General features: G+C 63.5%; 12 protein-coding genes and 3 pseudogenes. 10 read left to right on the top strand and 5 right to left on the bottom strand.

Features of this window, described 5'->3' with window-relative positions; genetic code table 11:
- The first annotated feature begins 41 nt into the window (after positions 1 to 41).
- From csgH to VDP79_RS12395, 6 genes and pseudogenes are all read left to right on the top strand, one after another.
- Complete coding sequence (gene csgH, locus VDP79_RS12370) at positions 42 to 359, top strand: curli-like amyloid fiber formation chaperone CsgH (RefSeq protein ID WP_323018492.1); 318 nt, start codon at positions 42 to 44, stop codon at positions 357 to 359.
- Between the two features lie 24 nt (positions 360 to 383).
- Positions 384 to 2,585 (top strand): annotated as a pseudogene (gene pgaA, locus VDP79_RS12375) (poly-beta-1,6 N-acetyl-D-glucosamine export porin PgaA); the annotation flags it as partial.
- A 92-nt stretch (positions 2,586 to 2,677) separates the two neighbouring features.
- Positions 2,678 to 4,699 (top strand): poly-beta-1,6-N-acetyl-D-glucosamine N-deacetylase PgaB, encoded by a 2,022-nt coding sequence (gene pgaB, locus VDP79_RS12380; protein WP_416233108.1) that lies wholly within the window; start codon positions 2,678 to 2,680, stop codon positions 4,697 to 4,699.
- 12 nt (positions 4,700 to 4,711) lie between these two features.
- Positions 4,712 to 6,046 carry a poly-beta-1,6-N-acetyl-D-glucosamine synthase gene (gene pgaC / locus VDP79_RS12385; protein ID WP_323018495.1) on the top strand — a complete coding sequence of 445 codons (1,335 nt, stop codon included), beginning with the start codon at positions 4,712 to 4,714 and terminating at the stop codon, positions 6,044 to 6,046.
- Positions 6,043 to 6,633 (top strand): poly-beta-1,6-N-acetyl-D-glucosamine biosynthesis protein PgaD, encoded by a 591-nt coding sequence (gene pgaD / locus VDP79_RS12390; RefSeq protein ID WP_323018496.1) that lies wholly within the window; start codon positions 6,043 to 6,045, stop codon positions 6,631 to 6,633. The genes pgaC and pgaD overlap by 4 nt, the downstream gene beginning before the upstream one ends.
- Positions 6,615 to 7,520 carry a response regulator transcription factor gene (locus tag VDP79_RS12395; RefSeq protein ID WP_323018497.1) on the top strand — a complete coding sequence of 302 codons (906 nt, stop codon included), beginning with the start codon at positions 6,615 to 6,617 and terminating at the stop codon, positions 7,518 to 7,520. Before pgaD ends, VDP79_RS12395 begins: the two co-directional genes overlap by 19 nt.
- Before the next feature lie 21 nt (positions 7,521 to 7,541).
- Here the strand turns inward: VDP79_RS12395 and VDP79_RS12400 are convergent, their stop codons facing one another.
- The gene (locus VDP79_RS12400) at positions 7,542 to 8,318 is read right to left on the bottom strand and encodes an enoyl-CoA hydratase (RefSeq protein WP_323018498.1); all 777 of its coding nucleotides are present in this window, start codon (positions 8,316 to 8,318) and stop codon (positions 7,542 to 7,544) included.
- Between the two features lie 25 nt (positions 8,319 to 8,343).
- Here VDP79_RS12400 and VDP79_RS12405 point away from each other — a divergent pair.
- The 3 genes and pseudogenes from VDP79_RS12405 to ttcA form a co-directional block, all read left to right on the top strand.
- Positions 8,344 to 10,095: pseudogene (locus tag VDP79_RS12405) on the top strand (M61 family metallopeptidase); the annotation flags it as partial.
- A gap of 87 nt (positions 10,096 to 10,182) precedes the next feature.
- Positions 10,183 to 10,524, top strand: a pseudogene (locus tag VDP79_RS12410) (dihydroneopterin aldolase); the annotation flags it as partial.
- Between the two features lie 10 nt (positions 10,525 to 10,534).
- Positions 10,535 to 11,560, top strand: a complete 1,026-nt coding sequence (gene ttcA / locus VDP79_RS12415) for a tRNA 2-thiocytidine(32) synthetase TtcA (RefSeq protein WP_416233109.1) — start codon at positions 10,535 to 10,537, stop codon at positions 11,558 to 11,560.
- A gap of 15 nt (positions 11,561 to 11,575) precedes the next feature.
- On the opposite strand, the gene VDP79_RS12420 is transcribed toward ttcA, so the two are convergent.
- Positions 11,576 to 13,063: an ABC transporter substrate-binding protein gene (locus VDP79_RS12420; protein WP_323018499.1), complete on the bottom strand. Its 1,488-nt coding sequence runs from the start codon at positions 13,061 to 13,063 to the stop codon at positions 11,576 to 11,578.
- Between the two features lie 183 nt (positions 13,064 to 13,246).
- Between VDP79_RS12420 and VDP79_RS12425 the strand changes: the two genes are divergently transcribed.
- Positions 13,247 to 14,791 (top strand): sensor domain-containing diguanylate cyclase, encoded by a 1,545-nt coding sequence (locus VDP79_RS12425; protein ID WP_323018500.1) that lies wholly within the window; start codon positions 13,247 to 13,249, stop codon positions 14,789 to 14,791.
- A gap of 44 nt (positions 14,792 to 14,835) precedes the next feature.
- On the opposite strand, the gene VDP79_RS12430 is transcribed toward VDP79_RS12425, so the two are convergent.
- The 3 genes from VDP79_RS12430 to mgtA all read right to left on the bottom strand — a co-directional run bounded on the left by VDP79_RS12430 (position 14,836) and on the right by mgtA (position 19,377).
- Positions 14,836 to 15,459, bottom strand: coding sequence for a response regulator transcription factor (locus VDP79_RS12430; RefSeq protein WP_323018501.1), 624 nt, complete (start codon positions 15,457 to 15,459; stop codon positions 14,836 to 14,838).
- Positions 15,456 to 16,535 (bottom strand): ATP-binding protein, encoded by a 1,080-nt coding sequence (locus VDP79_RS12435; protein WP_323018502.1) that lies wholly within the window; start codon positions 16,533 to 16,535, stop codon positions 15,456 to 15,458. The genes VDP79_RS12430 and VDP79_RS12435 overlap by 4 nt, the downstream gene beginning before the upstream one ends.
- Before the next feature lie 76 nt (positions 16,536 to 16,611).
- Positions 16,612 to 19,377, bottom strand: coding sequence for a magnesium-translocating P-type ATPase (gene mgtA / locus VDP79_RS12440; RefSeq protein WP_323018503.1), 2,766 nt, complete (start codon positions 19,375 to 19,377; stop codon positions 16,612 to 16,614).
- Positions 19,378 to 19,611 lie beyond the last annotated feature (234 nt).

The following is a 19,611-nucleotide window of genomic DNA, read 5'->3' on the forward strand; positions in this document are numbered from 1 at the left end:
CGTCTGGGACATTCCGTCGTCAAAGCACCAGGGAGAGGATCATGTTGGCAGCGGACGTCAATCTACAGGTGTGGCTGGACACCCTGCCCGGGACACACCCCAGCGTCATCATTCCCTACGTACAAAGCGCCGAAGCCGGCATCGTCCGGTATCAGCTCAGCGCCACCAAACAGGGCAGCAGCGGATCTTCCAGCATCCAGCAAAGCGGCGGCGTACGCCTGCAAGCCAACCAGCCTACCGCGTTGACGCGATTCTCTCTGTCTGTCGGCCAACAGGATCAATGCAAGATCGAACTGGTTCTGTTTGCCAACGGCAATCCTGCCGGCGCCTACCAGTTTGACTGCCCGCGCACCCCCTAGCGCCACTTCCCTGCAAGGCTCATCGTGTCCGCCGGACTGCTGCCCACCGCATTGACGCTTTGTACGGCCTTGCTTCTGCCGGGTCTTGCCGCATGCGCTTCCCCCCAACCATCCGACGCTCTGCTGCAGCAGGCGCGCACCTACCGCGACAGCCGGCTCTGGGACCAGGCGATCACCGCCTATCGTGATGGGGAGCAGCGCTTTCCCGGCATGCCCGCCTTTACGTACGGCCGCCTCATGACGCTGGCCGATGCGGGCCGCACCAACGACGCCATCCGGCAAGGTCGACAGTTGCTCGCCCGGCAGCCCATGCAAGCAGACAGCCATCTGGTGCTGGCATACGCCTACCAGTTGGCTGGACAACCTTATGCCGCACTGGAACAAGCTTCCGCCGCCTACGATCTGGCGCCCGATACCCCCTATGTGATTCGCGCCTATATCCAGGCCCAACAGCAAGCGTCTCTGCCCGACTCTGCTCTGCGCCTGGCGCACGCCCGCCCCGGCATTGTGTCTGCTGACTCGATCCGCAGCCTGCAGACAGACGTCGCCGCCCAGCTGACTCGCGCCGCCTCTGCCGAGTCCCGCGGCGAAGCCAGCCGATACGCTCTGGCCGACCGCGCGCTGGCCCTGTACGACCGGCTGATTCCGCAATGGGAAGCCTTGGGGCCGCAGGCCCAGCCAAGCGTCAACCGCGCCCAGGCGGACCGCCTGCAGGCTCTGGCGGCTCGCCGCCGCACCCAGGACGTCGTGCAGGGCTATGCAGCCATGCAGCTCAAGGGCACGCCCATTCCCGCCTATGTGCTGAGCGACGTCGCCGCTGCCTACCTGTCCCTGCGCCAGCCGGATAAAGCGGCAAAGCTGTTCCAACAGTCGCTGGACGCATCTGCCAACGGCGCAACGGCCGCCAGCCGGCTCGCCGATCAGACCGGCCTGTTCTATGCCCTGACGGAGTCCGACGCCCCCTCCGCCGGCCAGGCACGCCATGCATTGGCCCAAACCACCCGATCATTGCCGATCTGGACCTACGACAAAGGCGACCCGATACGGCATCCCAACCAGGCAAAACTGAGTGCATCCCTGACCCAGACTCTGAATACCCTTTATGCAGGCGACACCAGGCTGGCGCAGACCCAGCTGGACCAGATGGTGCAAGAGGCGCCGAACAACGCCAGCCTGCGGACCGCCAGATCCCAGGTCTACCGCGCCCGCAACCTTCCGCATCAGGCCGAACAGGATCTGAAAATCGCAGAAAGCCAATCACCCCGCGCCATCGAAGTCGAGGCCAATCAGGCCGAGACGGCGTTGGCCCTGCAGGAATGGCGCCAGGCCAGGCTGCTCCTCGACGATCTGACCGCCCGCGCGCCAGAGGATCAGACCGTCCAGCGCCTGGCCCGCGAATGGGATGTACACGACAGGGCGGAATGGCGCACGACCGCCGGTTTCGGGACATCCACAGACAGCCCGGCACAAGGCAGCCGGGACTGGAACATCGATACCGTCCTTTATTCCCCTCCGCTTGACGAGCACTGGCGCGCCTTCACGGGGCTGGGCCACTCGGAAGGCCGATTCGATGAAGGCCAAGGACGTTATGACTGGATGCGCGCCGGACTGGAATGGCGCAGTCGCGATCTCACGGCGCAAGCCGAAATATCGGGCAACCGCTATGGCGACCGCCGCCGGACAGGCGCCGCACTATCGGCTTTCGTTGATCTGGACGATCACTGGCAGATCGGCGCAGGCGCAGCGCTCCTGTCGCGGCAGACTCCGCTACGGGCCCTGATGCAGAACATCACGGCAAACCGCCTGAACGCCTCGATCCGCTGGCGCGAAGATGAACAACGCGAGTGGTCGCTGGCGCTGGCGCCATCCTTTTTTTCCGATGGCAACACACGCCTGGAAGCCAGTTTGTCCGGGCGGGAACGCCTGCTCACCCGGCCTCGTGTCCAGATCGACGCCCTGCTGGATCTGTCCGCCTCCCGCAACACGGCGGACAACACGCCCTACTTCAATCCCCGCTCGGACCTGAGCATCCTGCCTGCTCTGCAGATCACCCATACGCTGTACCAACGGTATGACACGCAATGGGAACAGCAATTCCTGCTGGGGGCTGGCGCCTATCTGCAGCAGCATCACGGCACGGGCGGCGTCTTCACGCTCGGCTACGGCCAGCGCTATCGCTACAACGACGCGATGGAGATCGGTTTCATGGTTTCCGGCGTCTCGAGACCCTATGACGGGCAACGCGAACGGGACCTCAATCTCGTCGTCAATGTGACGTACCGATTCTGAAACCAAGGCATCCCATGCGACCCGCATTCATGTTCTTGTCATTTTCTGCCTGCCTACGGCTGCTGGCGGCACTGTGCCTGGCCTTGCTGGCCGGGTGCGCCCAGGACATCCCTGTTTTTACGCCGCCCGCCCAACGGCCGGCAGCCGCCGTCGATCAGCCCTGGCCCCACAACCGGGTTCTGGCGCTGGCCTACCACGACATCGAGGATACAGACCCTGACCAACGCTTCCTGTCCGTACGCACGGATCTGCTGGTGGCGCAACTGCACTGGCTGCGGGATAACGGTTATCAGGCGGTGTCGGTAGACCAGATCCTGGCAGCGCACCAAGGCGGCAAGCCCCTGCCGCCCAAGGCGGTGCTGCTCAGCTTCGACGACGGCTATCGCAGTTTCTACACCCGCGCCTTTCCTATCCTGAAGGCCATGGGCTGGCCCGCCATCTGGGCGCCTGTCGGCCGATGGCTCAGCACCCCAGCCGGCCAGACCGTGCCATTCGGGCAGATACAGGTGAATCGGGAACGATTCGCCACCTGGAGCGAGGCGCGACAGGTGGCGCAATCCGGACTGGTCGAGATCGCGGCGCATACCGACGATCTGCACAATGGCATCACGGCAAACCCCCAACGCAATCTGGAGCCGGCCGCCAGCACGTACCGCTACGACCCGGGCACGCAGTCTTACGAAACGGCTGCCGCCTATCGTCAACGGATCGGACGAGATGCGCAGCGCATCAGCGAAAAAATCCGCCAGGCCACGGGAAAAGCCCCTCGCGTCTGGGTATGGCCCTATGGCGCAGCCAACGGCGAGGCGCTGACGGTCCTGCGCCAGCAGGGCTACCAGATGGCCCTGACGCTGGACGAGGGATTGGGTGCAACAGACCAGCTGATGTCCATGCCCCGCCTGCTGGTATCGGGTTCGCCCGGCATGCCCGAATTCGCCGCATCCGTGCTGGGTGCGGAATCCCAGGACAATGTCCGGGTCGCCCAGGTGGACCTGGACTACCTCTACGACCCCGACCCTGCCCAGACGGACAAGAACCTGGGCGCTCTGGTGCAAAGAATGGCTGACCTGCAGATCAATACCGTCTTTCTGCAGGCCTTCGCAGATCCCAAGGGAGACGGCCTGGCCGAAGCCGTCTATTTCCCGAACCGCCGGTTACCCATGCGCGCCGATCTGTTCAACCGGGTCGTCTGGCAGCTGAAGACCCGCGCGCGCGTCAAAGTCTATGCCTGGATGCCAGTCCTGAGCTTCAAACTGCCGCCCGGTATCGCCCGAGTCACGCGCCTGGACCCCAAACACCCCGATGCCGCCCCGGCGCCTGACCCAGCCCAATATCAAAGGCTGTCCCCGTTCGACCCCCAGGCCCGGGCCGCCATCACTGATCTCTATGAAGACGTGGCTCGCAGCGCTCCCATCGACGGCGTCCTGTTCCACGACGACGCGCTGCTGAGCGACTTCGAGGACGCCGGCCCGGCAGCCCTGGCGGCCTATCGGCAAGCCGGGTTGCCGGCATCCATCCCTGCGCTGCGAGCTGATCCAGTCACACTGCAGCGCTGGACACGCTTCAAGACGCAAACCCTGATCGACCTGACCAAGACGCTGACCGAGCACGTTCGCGCCATCCGCGGCCCGCAAGTCAGAACCGCTCGAAACCTGTACGCCGAACCCATTCTGCAGCCGGCCAGCGAAGCCTGGTTCGCCCAGAACCTGGACGATTTCCTGAAGACCTACGACTGGACGGCGCCCATGGCCATGCCGCTGATGGAAGGGGTGCCCGCTTCACGGTCCGAGGCCTGGATCAGGCAACTGGTGGCGACCGTCGGCCAACGCCCCGGCGCACTGGAGCGCACCGTCTTCGAGCTGCAAGCCCGTGACTGGCGCTTGCCGCAACAGCCCGCCGTGGCATCCCGGCCCCTGGCTGCCTGGATGCAACAGCTGCTGCACTCAGGCGCCCGGCACTTCGGCTACTACCCGGACGACTTCATCCAGGACCAGCCCGAGCTGAACACCATCCGCCCCGCCATCTCGAATGCCTGGTATCCCTACCGATGAGGAGCCCCCATCATGCCGGACCGTCTGCTTGCTTTCCTGACGCTTTGCCTCGTCGTAGGCGCGCCCATCGGCACTGCCATCCTGTGGACGGGCGACCTGATCCTGAGCTTCGTCTTCTTCTATCCCCTGTTCATGTCGGGGCTGTGGATGTTCGGCGGCCTGTACTTCTGGGTGCACTGGGAGCGTCACTGGTCCTGGCTTCCGGATGCCGCGCCTCCCCCCCTTCCGGGCAATCCTCTGATTTCCATCCTGATCCCCTGCCACAACGAGGCGGAACACGGCGCCAGCGCGATTCTGGCAGCACTGGATCAGCGCTATCTGCACATCGAGGTCATCGCCATCAACGACGGCTCCAGCGACGGCACGCCAGCGTTGCTCGACAGACTGGCGGCGATCCATGACCGGCTGCGCGTCATCCACCTGGCGCAGAATCAGGGCAAGGCCATGGCTTTGCGCATGGGGGCGCTGGCGGCCCGCAGCGATTACCTGGTCTGCATCGATGGCGATGCTTTGCTGCACCGGGACGCCGCCAGCTATCTGGTCGCCCCCCTGATCCGCCACCCCCGCGTCGGCGCCGTTACCGGCAACCCGCGCATCCGCACCCGCTCGACGCTGATCGGCCGCATCCAGGTCGGCGAATTTTCCTCCATCGTGGGACTGATCAAACGCACGCAACGCGTCTACGGGCAAGTCTTCACCGTATCCGGCGTGATTGCCGCCTTTCGGCGCAGCGCCCTGGACCGGGTCGGCTACTGGAGCCTGGACATGGTCACCGAAGACATTGACATCAGTTGGAAGTTGCAGCGGGATCATTGGTCGATCTTTTTCGAACCGCGCGCCCTGTGCTGGATTCTGATGCCCGAAACCCTGCGCGGCTTATGGCGGCAACGGCTGAGGTGGGCGCAAGGGGGCGCCGAGGTCTTTCTGAAGAACATCCCGGATATCTGGTCCTGGCATCACCGCCGCCTATGGCCCATGGTGCTGGAATACGGCGTGTCCACGATCTGGGCATTTGCGCTCCTCCTGTCCATGCTGCTGTGGGCGATCGGGCTGTTCACCTTTCTGCCGGAACATATCCGTGTCGACACGCTGATGCCGCCCGCCTTCACAGGCCTGGTGCTGGCGACAGTCTGTCTGCTGCAGTTCGGCCTGAGCGTACTCATCGACCGCCGTTACGAGCCCGGCCTGACGGCGACTCTGTACTGGGTGATCTGGTACCCGCTGGCCTACTGGGCGATCTGCCTGCTGACGACCCTATGCGCCTTCCCCGGCGTCATGCTGCGGCGGCAGCGCCAACGCGCCCGGTGGACAAGCCCCGACCGCGGCATCAAGGAGCCCACACCATGATGATCATCAAAACGCCACAATCCCTGCCAGGCCTGATCAGTGACAGTTTGCTGACGGCATTGGCTTGGCTGGCCTTTCTTTATTTGCTCATTGCCGGCGTGCAGTCCGTGCTGACGGCGCCGACTGCAGCACGCGCCACGCCGCTGCCGTCCCCCCTGCTGCCGGATTTACGCACCCTGCTGGCATACACAATCGTATCCTCATGTATCGGACTGCTGCTGTATTTATGGGCCAGCTATAACGCCTGGCGCTTCAACGGCCTGGATCGGCGCAAGCCGCACGCCACACTCACTGACCGAGCGCTGGCGCTCAGTTTCCATCTGAACCCCGCGCAGGTGGCGGGTCTGCATCACAGCCGGAACATTCTGCTGCACCATGCAGAAGACGGGAAAATCCAGCTGATATCCCTGCAAGAAGCGCAGCACGGATCGGAAGATCAGGTGATCGACATGGCGGCGTGGCGTCGGAAGGATACATCTGAAAACAAGGCGCTACCTCGTACAGCTGATATCCATTGCAATGAACTGAACAATAATCGCTTGCGCAGCCCAGCAAGAGGCTTACCATCATGGCGACCATTACCGTAGTGGAACCCAGCACGCTTGTGCGCCTGGGCATCCTGAATCTGATCCAAATGCTGGATCGCCGCATCACCACGGTAGGACTGGACTACGTCCAGTTATTCCAGGGGCCGGCCACCCAGCCCTACAGCATCGACCTGATGCTGTTGTCGGTCCCCAATCTATACAGCCGCGTCGCCGAATTGCTCGCTGCCGCGCAGCAAGGCTATGCGCCGCGCCGCATCTTGCTGCTGTCGGATACCCCATCACTGCCCTATTCCCTGCTGAACCTGCCGGGAGAACTGGCGGGATACCTGCACAAGCACTCCTCGCAGGATGTGCTGAAAACCTCGATCATGCTGGTGCTGGCCGGCGGGAAGTGCTTTCCGTACCCCGATCAGCGGCATGCCGACCATGCGGCCGCCGAGAAACCCGAACCGGGGTCGCTGCCAAAGCGCCGCTGGTACGACAGCAGCGACCCGCCGAGCGATCCCGGTGCGGAAGCCCCGGCCTGCGTCAATCTGCTGTCTCCCGCAGCTTCCCTCTATCGCCCGCCACAAGCCACGCCCCGGGCGACGCCCGCAGCCCCGGCTACCGGCAAGGTGACCCCCAATTTCCAGGCGCCGACCACGGAACGCATCAGCCAGGAAGCCTGCATCCTGCAGCTGACGCCCCGCCAATATGAAGTCCTGTCCATGCTGGCACAGGGATATCCGCTCAAGAAGGTCAGCCGGGAACTGGATATTTCCATCGCCACCGCCAAAACCCATGCCGAGGCGCTGTACCAGCGCCTGGGCGTCAACAACCGGAACGCGGCGGTCTACACGGCGATTTCGCGGGGGGCCACATTCGGCTGGCGCGAGCCGCCCCAACAGGACGCCCCCCCGCCGGCAGACGCCAGCACACCGGACTGACGCGCCTGCCGGCCGGCAGGATCAGCGATGCTTGAAATCCGGCTTGCGCTTTTCCACAAAGGCCTGCATGCCTTCCTTTTGATCCTCGGTGGCGAACAGGGCATGGAAATTGCGCCGCTCGAACAGCAGCGATTCATCCAAGGTCGCCTCGAAAGCGCGATTGACGCATTCCTTGGCCATCATCACGGCCGGCAAGGACATGGACGCAATCACCGTGGCGGCCTCGATGGCTTCATCCAGCAACCGGTCCACCGGCACCACGCGGGCCACCAGGCCGGCGCGCTCGGCTTCGGTCACATCCATCATGCGGCCGGTCAATACCAGATCCATGGCCTTGGCCTTGCCCACGGCACGCGGCAGGCGCTGCGTGCCGCCGTAGCCTGGAATCACGCCCAACTTGATTTCGGGCTGGCCGAATTTGGCGTTTTCCGCGGCAATGATGAAATCGCACAGCATGGCCAGTTCGCAGCCACCGCCCAGCGCATAGCCGGACACCGCCGCGATGATGGGCTTGCGCGCCCGGCGCAAGGCGTCCCAGTTGCCGCCCAGGTAATCGGCTTTGTAGACATCCATGTAAGACCAGCCCGCCATGGCGCTGATATCAGCCCCGGCGGCAAAGGCCTTTTCGCTGCCTGTCAGCACCATGGCGCCGATATTGTCGTCGGCCTCGAAGGCCCGCACTGCCGCCGAGAGCTCATCGATGACTGCGTTGCTGAGGGCATTCAGGACCTGGGGGCGATTCAGGGTCAAAAGCCCTACGCGTCCACGGACCTCGACCTTTACCAGTGCTTCGCTCATAGTGTCTCCAAAGTAAACTAGGGGAATGAAAGACGAACTGATCCGCTACCGGGTGCAGCTGGCCGATCCGGCCGGCCACCGCTATGCCATCCGACTGACCATCCCGCAGCCCGACCCCAGCGGCCAGATACTGCGTCTGCCTGCCTGGATCCCCGGCAGCTACCTGATCCGTGATTTTGCCCGACAGATCGAAACTCTGCAGGCGCGCGATGCCAAAGGCCCCGTTGCCGTCGACAAAACCGACAGCCACAGCTGGCGCTGCGCCTCGTCAAGCGGTCCGCTGACGATCGATTACATAGTCTACGCCTGGGACCTGTCGGTGCGCGGCGCGCATTTCGATGAAAGCCACGCCTTCTTCAATGGTTGCAGCCTGTTTCTGGCCGTGATGGGACAGGAATCCCAGCCCTGCTTGCTAGAGCTCTGCCCCCCCGCCCACGCCAAGGGCTGGCAGGTCCACACCAGCCTGCCGCCGGCCGCAGGCCAACCGGGCTGCGCCAAGCCGCACGGATTCGGCTGCTATCACGCCAGCGATTACGACGCGCTGATCGATCATCCGGTAGAAATCGGCACTCCGCAACACATCAGTTTCGAAGCCCACGGCGCCGTTCACCATCTGGTGTTCACCGGTGTGGCGCCGCAACTGGATCTGGAGCGCATCGCCGCCGACGTGCAAAAAATCTGCGCCACGCAGATCGAACTGTTTGAACCGGACACCCGCCAAGCCCCCTTCCTGGACAGCGCCAGCCACTACACCTTCCTGACCACCATCACGGGAGACGGCTACGGCGGCCTGGAGCACCGGGCATCCACGGCGCTGATGATCAGCCGGCACGACCTGCCCATGCGTGGCCGGCCTGCTCCAGAGGGCTACGAAACCTTTCTGGGCCTGGTCAGCCACGAATATTTCCACACCTGGAACGTCAAACGCATCAAGCCGGCGGCCTTCGCGCCCTATGACCTGAGTCAGGCCAATCACACACGGCTGCTGTGGGTCTTCGAGGGATTCACCTCGTACTACGACGACCTGATGCTGCTGCGCTCGGGCGCCATCACCGAAGCCGCCTATCTGAAGATGCTGGGCCGCACCCTGGATCAGGTGCTGCGCGGCGACGGCCGGCTGAAGCAGTCCGTCGCCGACAGCTCCTTTGACGCCTGGACGCGCTACTACAAGCAAGATGAAAATTCCCCCAACGCCCTGGTCAGCTACTACACCAAGGGATCCCTGATCGCCCTGGGATTGGATCTGAAAATCCGTCACCAATCCGGCCACACCCGCAGCCTGGACGACGTCATGCGTCTGCTGTGGCACCGCTATGGCCGTGATTTCTTCCAGGGGCGCCCCATCGGCGTGCCGGAAGACGCCCTGCCGACGCTGATTCTCGAAGCGACCGGCGTGGACGCCAGCGACTTCATCACACGCCACACAGAAGGCTGCGCCGACGTCCCCCTGAAGGCCGCACTGGCCCGCAACGGGATCGCGCTGACGGCAGAACCTGAACACCCACGGCCCGCACTGGGCGTACGCACCCGGACGGAACAAAACGGTGTGCGTCTGACGACCGTCTACGAACATGGCCCGGCCCACCGTGCGGGCCTGTCGGCCGGCGATCTGCTGATCGCCGCCGACGGCCTGCGCATCACCGATGCCAGCGCACTGGATCAGTTGCTGGATAGCCACCAGGCGGGGGACCGCATGACACTGCACGTTTTCCGGCGTGACGAACTGCGCCAGTACCGGGCACGGTTGGGACCGGCTGCGCTGAAGCACCATCTGGCACGCCCCCCCCTCCGGCGACCTGCCTTCTGGGGCCAGCGCATGAGTTCCACAGGCCACGCACACGCCACCCGCCGCGTGATCCTGGACGATCTGCAGGTATCGGCATCCATCGGCATGCTGGATCACGAGCGCATGACCCGCCAGCCGCTGCATATTTACGCTGAATTCGACACCGACGCGTCGCGTCCGGTGGACGACACCGACATCGGCAGCGTGCTGGATTACCGCCTGCTGCGCGATGCCCTGATCCAGGAGGCCGCCCTGGCCCATACCGACCTGCTGGAAACCCTGGTGGATCACTCGCTATCCCGGATCCTGAGAGACTTTCCGGGCGTGCTCCACGCCCGCATCCGCATCTGCAAACCGCAGGCGTTCGACGATTGCGCCGCCGTCTGCATTGAACAAGCGCGCAGCCGCACGCTCGCCTAAGCCACGCACCATGTCTGTATCTGCATCCCACCCCCAGATGGCCGACGCCACCTCCCCGATTGCCTCAGCCGAGGCCGGGGACGACAGCGGATCGGTCACACACCACGCCCGCCACAGCGTCAATGAAAACAAACTGGTCAAGCGACTGCTGCGCGAAACCGGCAAGGCCATCGGCGACTATCAGATGATCGAGGAAGGCGATCGCGTCATGGTCTGCCTGTCCGGGGGCAAGGATTCCTACGGCCTGCTGGATATCCTGCTGACGCTGCGCGAACGCGCGCCCATCCATTTCGACATCATTGCCGTCAATCTGGATCAGAAACAGCCCGGGTTCCCCGAACACGTGCTGCCCGACTACCTGAGCACACGCGGCATCCCTTTCCACATCGAAAGCCAGGATACGTATTCGGTGGTCAAGCGCCTGATTCCGGAAGGCAAAACGACCTGTTCCCTGTGTTCGCGGCTGCGCCGAGGCATTCTGTACCGGGTGGCCCGGGAACTGGGCGCCACCAAGATCGCGTTGGGCCACCACCGCAACGACATCCTGGCGACGTTTTTCCTGAATCTGTTCTACGGCGGCCGCATGAAAGCCATGCCCCCGAAACTGGTGTCGGACAACGGCGAACACATTGTCATCCGGCCTCTGGCCTACGTGCGCGAAAAAGACCTGATCGCCTACGCAAAATTGCGTGAATTCCCCATCATCCCCTGTAATCTGTGCGGCTCCCAGGAAAACCTGAAGCGCAAGGAAATCAGCCGTATGCTGGAAGAATGGGACCGGCATTTCAGCAACCGCACCTGGAACATATTCCGCGCACTGTCGCACGTCGTCCCCTCCCATCTGATGGACCCGAATTTGATGGACTTCAGCAGTCTGCGCCCGACCGGTCAGGCAGACGCCGATGGCGACCGGGCGTTCGACACAGAAGACTTCCCGATGCCGGCGTTTGCAGAGGACGAAGAGGACGACCGCGAAAATAACCAGCCCATCGAACAGCGCATCATCCGACCGCGCGTACGGCCGCCGGAATCCTGAGCTGTCTGCTCCGATTCAGGTCCAGTACATCGCCCCGATATCGTGGGCAAAGACAGGATAGTTCATGGGCAAGCCTTTCAGCCCCTTGCGCACAACCGTGCTGATGCTGGGGCAGAACATCCAGGCATTGACCGCATCCTGGGCCAGATGCCGCTGGATCTGCCGGAACAGCTGTCCCTGTTCACGCGGATTCGGACTGGCCGCATGACGCGCGACCAGCGCACGAAAATCGGCACTGTCATAGCCGAAATAAAAATCCGGCCGCGTATAGATGCCGTAATCCAAGGGTTCGACATGGGTAATCATAGAGAGCTCGAAGTCCCCCTGGAATACGGTCGACATCCAGCGCGCCCAAGACACCTGCACCAAGTTCACCTGAATACCGACCGCCGCCAGGTAGCGTGCCACCACCGGGCCGCCAAGCAGCGCATACGGCGTCGGCGGCAAGGCCAGATCCAAAGTGAGCGGCGTGCGCACGCCCGCCGCCCGCAACAGATCCCGGGCGAGATCAGGATCATAGGGACACAGGCCCGTCAGATTGATGTAATCGGGATCCGTGGGTGCGAAATGACTGCCGATCGCCTGCGCGCGTTGGTGCAGGACTTCCCGGATGAAGGCCTCGCGGTCAATGGCATGGGTGATGGCCCGTCGCACCCTCACATCGTCCAGCGGCGCCCGGCGATGGTTGATGGCCACCATCCCCTTGCCGGACGAACTACCCACCAGCACTTCATAGTGACGGCTGTCCCGCAAGCGGTCCACGCTGCTGGTGGTTGCGCCAAACAACACATCCACGCGCTGGCCCAGCACCGCCTGAATCTGCTGTTCCGGATCCGGAATGAAATGAAACCGCGCGGCAGGAATGCGGATGCGGCTGGCATCCCGGTAGCCCGGCCACTGCACCAGATCGATGTCCCCCGTATCCCGCCACCCGGCAAAGCGATAAGGTCCCGTCCCGATAGGCCGCCGCGATGCCTGATCCGCTGTAGCAGGATGCACAATCACAGCGGGGGGCTGTCCCAGGCGAAAAGGCAGCAAAGGATCGGGATATTGCAGCGTCAGCAACACCGTCCGCTCATCCGGCGTCTGGATGTTCTGAATATTATGGAAGGTATCCACCAGATTATTGGCGGCCCCCAACGCCTGCGCGCGCCGCAGGCTGCTGGCCGCCACGCCCGCATCCAGCTTGGCGCCGTCATGAAAAACAACACCCTTGCGCAAGCGAAACTGATAGCGCAGACAGTCCAGGGAAACATCCCAGCGTTCGGCCAGCAGTGGCGCAGCCACGCCGTTTTCCTGGATACAGGTCAAGCCTTCAAGAACGTTGCCATGGACGACTTCGCCGATCACGGCAGCCGCCGACCGGGTCGGATCCAGGCTTTCCGGCCGCAAGGACAGGCCGATGGTCAGCGGTGCAGCCACCTGCCCCAAGACACGCGAAGGCGCCGCGACCGCCGCCGCACACGCCCAGGGCAAGGACAGAAGAGATCGACGGGAGATCACCCGCCAGCCCCCGCAATCGGGTCAGTCGCATCCTGATGCGGCAGATCGCCCGGCACAGAAACGGAAGAAGGCAAAGGCCCCTGAAATTCAGACATGACAGGCGATTCCTGTAAGATCCTGTCATTATCACTCATGTAGTCGCTACGGGAAACACAGCAAGGCGCAGGGCGCCGACACATCATCATGGCGCACGATCCTTTCCTGTCTCGCCGGACATTGCCGGTCCTGATCACGGTACTGGCATCCGGCATGCTGATGATTCTGGGCGGGGTGCTGGCCTATCTGGACAGTCAGGCCCGCCACCAACATGCCGTGGAACACGAACTGCAGTTGGTCAATCAGCTGCAGATCCAAAGCCTGCAAACCTGGCGGACTGCGCGCCTCACCGAAGCGGAGTCCATCACCATGGACACTTTGCTGGGCAGCGCCATCGCCAACTGGCGCCTGGCTGCGCAAGACCCGCATGCCGACGCCAGCACCCTGCAGACGGCCATCCAGGACAAATTGCGTTTTCTATACGAGCAATCCGGCTACGCCGCCGCCTACTTGCTGTCGCCGTCAGGGGCTTTGCTTCTGACTCCGGGCGGCGGCAGGCAACCCGCCTTGTCGCCTGCCAGCCAGACAGCGTTGCGCCAGGCTATCGAACAAGCGCACCCCATTGCGGTCAATCCCCAAAGCGATCCCGCCTTTGCGTTCCCGTCCTTCAGCATGATCGCCCCTGTGTACTGGGGTAACGAGGCCATCGCCGCCGTCTGGATGATCATGGATATACGCAGCACCTTGTATCCGCTGCTGGAAAAATGGCCGTCGGCCAGCCAGACGGCGGAATCCCTTCTGATCACGCGGGATCAGGATAGCGTGCGCGTGCTCAGCCCGCTCAAAGATCAGGCCGATGCCGCGCTGCGATTCCGCCTGTCCCTGGCGCTGACCCAGGCGCCCATGGTGCAAGCCGTACAGGGCATGCGCGGCTTGTTCCACGGACAGGACTACCGCCACCAGCCCGTTCTGGCGGTCGCCGCGCCGGTGACCGGCTCCGCCTGGTATCTGGTTTCAAAGATCGACGCATCCGAAGCCCTGGGCACCCGTTGGCAGGACATGTGGCATATCGCCGCCCCCGTGATCGCCGGCCTGCTGTGCATCTGGCTGGCGCTGACCTACACACAACACCAGGCCTGGCGCCGTGAACGGCGGCTGAAGACGCTGCTGGAACAACAAGTCCGCCATGATCCGCTGACGCAGCTGGCCAACCGGGTCGCCCTGAACGAGCAATTCGAGTTGAACTGGCGCCACGCCGTGCGCCAACGCCAGTCGCTGTCGGTCCTGATGATCGATGTCGACCATTTCAAGGCCTACAACGATCATTTCGGCCACGTGGCCGGCGACCAATGCCTGAAACAGGTCGCCGCCATGCTGTCATCCGCCGCCCGGCGCAGTACCGACCTGATTTCCCGCTACGGCGGCGAAGAGTTCGTCATGCTGTTGCCGGACACCCCGCTCTATCAGGCCCACATCCTGGCCAAACGCCTCTGCCGAACGGTCTTTGACGCCGCCATTCCGCATCCGTTTTCACAACACGAGGAACGCCTCACCATCAGCGTGGGCGTCACCAGCATGAATGCCGACGACCTGGGCGGCGCCGACCCGGGCCGAGCGCGCAAAGCCCTGCTGGAACGTGCCGACGCCGCTCTGTATGCCGCAAAAAATGCGGGTCGAAACCGGGCGGAATAATGACGGCGCCACACCGCTGACCGCACATCGGCCGCCCTGGATGATCAGTCCTGGATCCGCCCGGCGGCCCGTACCAGATCCGCCAGGGTGCGCACACCCATCTTGCGCATGACGCGGCCACGGCGCACTTTGACAGTGATCTCGCTGATGCACAGTTCAGCGGCAATCTGCTTGTTCAGCATCCCGCGCACCACCAGATCCATCACGGCGCGCTCACCCTCGGTCAAGGCAGCCAGAAGCGCGCGCACGGCGTCTGCGTCCGACTGTTCGGCGCGCAGCGCACGGTCCTTTTCAATCGCCTCGTGGATCGCATCCAGCAGATCCTGATCACGGAAAGGCTTGGTCAGAAAATCCACTGCGCCCAGCTTCATGGCGCTGACGGACATGGGAATGTCGCCATGTCCGGTGATCAGCACCACCGGCATCCGCCGGGGACTTTGATCCATGCGGCGCAGAAAATCCATGCCGCTTTGCCCCGGCAGACGCACGTCCAGCACCATGCAAGCCGGCTCGCTACCGATCTCCGTATCCAGAAATTCCTGTACCGAGGCAAAACTGCGCACAGACAGGCCGACTGAATGCATCAGGTCTTCCAGGGATTCACGCAAAGAGGCATCGTCATCGATCAGATAGACGGCGGGCGAATCGTCTTGCAGGGTGTGCGTCATGGCATCCGTTCCTGGCGCACCACAGGCAGCGTAAAGCAGAAAACCGCGCCGCCCGGCCGGCTGGGTTCAGCCCACAGATGGCCGCCGTGACTCTCGATGATGTCCCGGCTGATGGTCAGGCCCAGGCCCGTCCCGTCCGGCTTCGTGGTCCAGAAGGTATCGAACAGTTTTTCACGCGCCTGCTGACTCAAGCCGGGGCCGGTATCACTCAGCGTCAGTTGCACCATCTCATCCGCCGTCGCGTTCACGCGCAACACCAGGCGGCGACCGGCAGCCGGCATTTCGCGCATCGCCTCGACTGCGTTGAGCATCAGGTTGACGAGCACCTGTCCTACCTGCACGCGGTCGGCCAGCACCTCAGGCAAATCATCCTGGATGTGTTCGGTCAGCAGGATCTCGTGGCGATCCAATTCCCCTTGCGCCAGCACCACGACTTCCTCGATGACCTCGGTCAACTGCACCGGCACTCTGCGCGGTTCCGCGTTACGCGCCTGACTGCGTATCCGTGCGACCACATCGCTGGCGCGGTTGACATCGCCGACCATGCGCTGCAAGGCCCGCAGTGCCCGATCCAGATTGGGCGGGTCATGTTCCAGCCAGCGCTGACAAGCGCTGCCACTGGCGGCGATGGCGGCCAAGGGCTGATTGATTTCATGGGCGATCGACGCCGTCAGGCCGCCCAGACTGCGGATGCGCGCGATGCGCACCAGCTGCGTGCGCATCTCGAATGCCGCGTCCTCTGCTGCCGCGCGCAGCAATGCCAGATAGGCCGTGATGGCGATGGCCGCGATGCTGATCAAGGCATTGATCACGCCCAGGTCATGCAAGCCATGGTCCTTGGGCGTCAGAAACAGACTGATGATCGTCAGCAGAATGCAGATCGCCGCCAATGCAATCACGCCGCGCCGGTGCAAAAAACCGAGCCCCGCCAGGATGACCACCACGTAAAACCCCGCCGCGGCGACTTCCAGCCGCGTGAACGTGTCCGCAGCGAAGATCGCCGCCATCAGCAGGGCCAGCCCGACCATGCCCATACGCGGATGCTGCTTGAAATAGCTGGACGGATTGAACAGCATGCGAAGATGCCCCTGGTGAGTCAGGACGCGGCGCCGGGCCGATAGCGCCATTGTAGAGGCGGCGCATCCCGATGGATCAATACCAGCTGCCATGCCGGCGGATATAGGCCGTCTTCACCACCTGCGTCAGGGCGACGTAGCCGGCGATGGTCAATGCCAGCCAGGCGAAATAGACCGGCGGCAGGCTGACGAAACCCATGGCGCCGGCCAGCGGCGAAAAGGGCAGCCAGCACGCCAGCCCGATGGCGGCAAAGGTCGACAGCAGCACCGGCAGCGACGCCGTGCTCTGCAGGAACGGAATCCGCCGCGTGCGCAGCATGTGCACCACGAAGGTCTGCGATACCAGCCCCTCGATGAACCAGCCGGAATTCATGATGGCCTGACCGCCGTCGCCGCCATGCAGCGCATAGGCAGCCCCCGCGCCAAACACGGTCCACAACAACAGGTAGGTGGTGATGTCGAACACCGAGGACGTCGGCCCCAGCCACAGCATGAACCGCCGGATGTTGCCCGCCTCCCATTTGCGCGGCTTTTTCATGAACTCGTCATCCATGCGATCCCAGGGCAACGTCAGCTGAGAAATATCGTAGACCAGGTTCTGGATCAGCAACTGCAAGGCCAGCATGGGTTCCCACGGCAGCCAGGCCGATGCCACCAGCACCGAGAACACATTGCCGAAATTCGAGCTGGCCGTCATGTTCAGGTACTTGAGGATGTTGCCGAAGGTCTCGCGGCCTTTGATCACGCCCTGCTCCAGCACCATCAGATCCTTTTCCAGCAGCACGATGTCGGCCGTTTCCTTGGCGATGTCGGCGCCGGAATCCACCGAAATACCCACGTCGGCATCGCGCAGCGCGGGAGCGTCGTTGATGCCGTCGCCCAGGAATCCCACCGTATGGCCATTGGCCTGCAAGGCCTTGACCACGCGGGATTTCTGCAGCGGCGTGAGCTTGGCGAACAACACGGCGGATTCGACGCGACGGCCCAGCGCCGCATCGTCCATGTCTTCGATCTCGGCGCCCAGCATCAGCCGTGCATCGCCCTGCCCCCCCACATCCAGGCCCACGTCACGGCAGACCTTGGCGGCGACGATGGGGTTGTCGCCCGTCAACACCTTGACGGTCACACCATAGTCATTCAGCGCCCGGATGGCCGCCAAGGCGGAATCCTTGGGCGGGTCCAGGAAGGTCAGGAAACCACGCACCACCAGGTCGCATTCGTCGGCAGCGCTGAACTGCGTGCCGGCGTTCTCGGGCAGGCGGCGCGCGGCGACGACCAGCACGCGAAAACCATCGCGGTTGTAGGCTTCGGCGCGCTGCAGCAGACGTTCGCGCATCGGCGCATCCAACGGCATTTCATGCCCGTCCGCGACGATGCGGGTGCTGGCCGCCAGCATTTCCTCGACCGCGCCCTTGGTGATCATCTGCAGCGTTCCGGCGGCATCCCGGATTACGACCGATAGACGGCGGCGGACGAAGTCGAAGGGGATTTCGTCTACCTTTTCACCGCTGGCGGAGGCCCAACCGCGCGTTTCCTGCGCGCAAGCCACGATCGCACGATCCATCAGATTGCGCTGCCCGCTCTGATGGATGCTGTTGAGCCAGCCCAGACGCAGCACCTCTTCGTCAGCCTCGCCGTCCACGTTGAAATGGTGTTCCAGGATGATGCGATCCTGCGTCAATGTGCCCGTCTTGTCGGTGCACAGCACATCCATGGCGCCAAAATTCTGCACGGAATTCAGGCGCTTGACGACCACCTTGCGGCGCGCCATGGCGACCGCGCCCTTTGCCAGATTGGTCGAGACGACCATGGGAAGCATTTCCGGCGTCAGGCCTACCGCCACCGCCAGCGCAAACGTCAGCGCCGTCACCCAGTCGCCCTTGGTCAGCCCATTGATCAAAAATACGACCGGCACCATGACCAGCATGAACTTGATCAGCAGCCACGAGACGCTGTTGACGCCCCGGTCAAAGCTGGTTTCCACCCGCTTGGCCGACACGACGTTACGCGCCAGCGAACCGAAATACGTGTTCTGTCCGGTGGCGACCACCACGGCGGTCGCCGTGCCGCTGACCACATTGGTCCCCATGAAACAAATGCCGGCCAGATCCAGCAGATCAGTGCTCCCGCACGACTGCGCCTCTGCGTGTTTGGCGCTGACGCTGCCCAGCGTATCGTATTTTTCGACCGGCAAGGCCTCGCCGGTCAGGATGGCCTGACTGATGAACAGGTCGCGCGAGTGCAGCAAGCGCACATCCGCCGGAATCATATCGCCGGCCTGCAGCTTGATGACATCGCCCGGCACCAACTCGCTCATGGGCAGTTCGCAGCGCACCGGCACGCTGGCCTGGCGGTCGCGGCGCAACACTGTCGCCGTGCTGCGCACCATGGACTTCAGCTTCTCGGCGGCGCGGCCGGATCGGTATTCCTGGACAAAGCGCAGCAAGCCGCTGATCGCTACCATCGTCACCATGATGACGATGCCGGTCCATTCGCGGTCCGCTGGCGCGGCAAACAGAACATCCGTGCAATACGACACCGCCGCCAGCCCCAGCAGCACCATCACGAAAGGATTGCGGAATGCGGATAACAGCTGCAACCAGGCCGGCGCGGGTTTGTCGTGAGACACCTCGTTCAAGCCTTCCACGGCGCGGCGGGCGACGACTTCGGCATCCGTCAGGCCCGCGTCCTGCGTGCGCAATGCAGCCAGACTTTCCTGAACGGAAAGTTGGGCATGCCGGGCGATCGGCATGGCGCGGTTTTTTTGTGGCGCCGTGGACGGCGCCCGGGTGCTGCGCAAACCGGACAGGCCCGGCAGCAATACTTCGTTGACTTGCTTCATGTGTGTGCTCCCGCCCCGGGCGACCCGGGCGAGAGCACGCAGACCTTAAGGCGCAAGCGTCTCCTGCCCAAGGCGAGCCCAGGCTCGATGGGTACTGGAAATAGGATGAGACGGGCAATGGCGTGCGGCGTCTGTCGCCGGATCGCCTTCTATATCGCCGCTATCTGATTCGCTGTCGTCGGTCATGGTGCGCATGCCTCCTGTCAGATCGGAAATAGAAACGGATCGCCTGCT

Origin of the sequence: Castellaniella sp. (assembly GCF_034675905.1) — a bacterium.
Classification (GTDB): Bacteria; Pseudomonadota; Gammaproteobacteria; order Burkholderiales; family Burkholderiaceae_B; genus Castellaniella.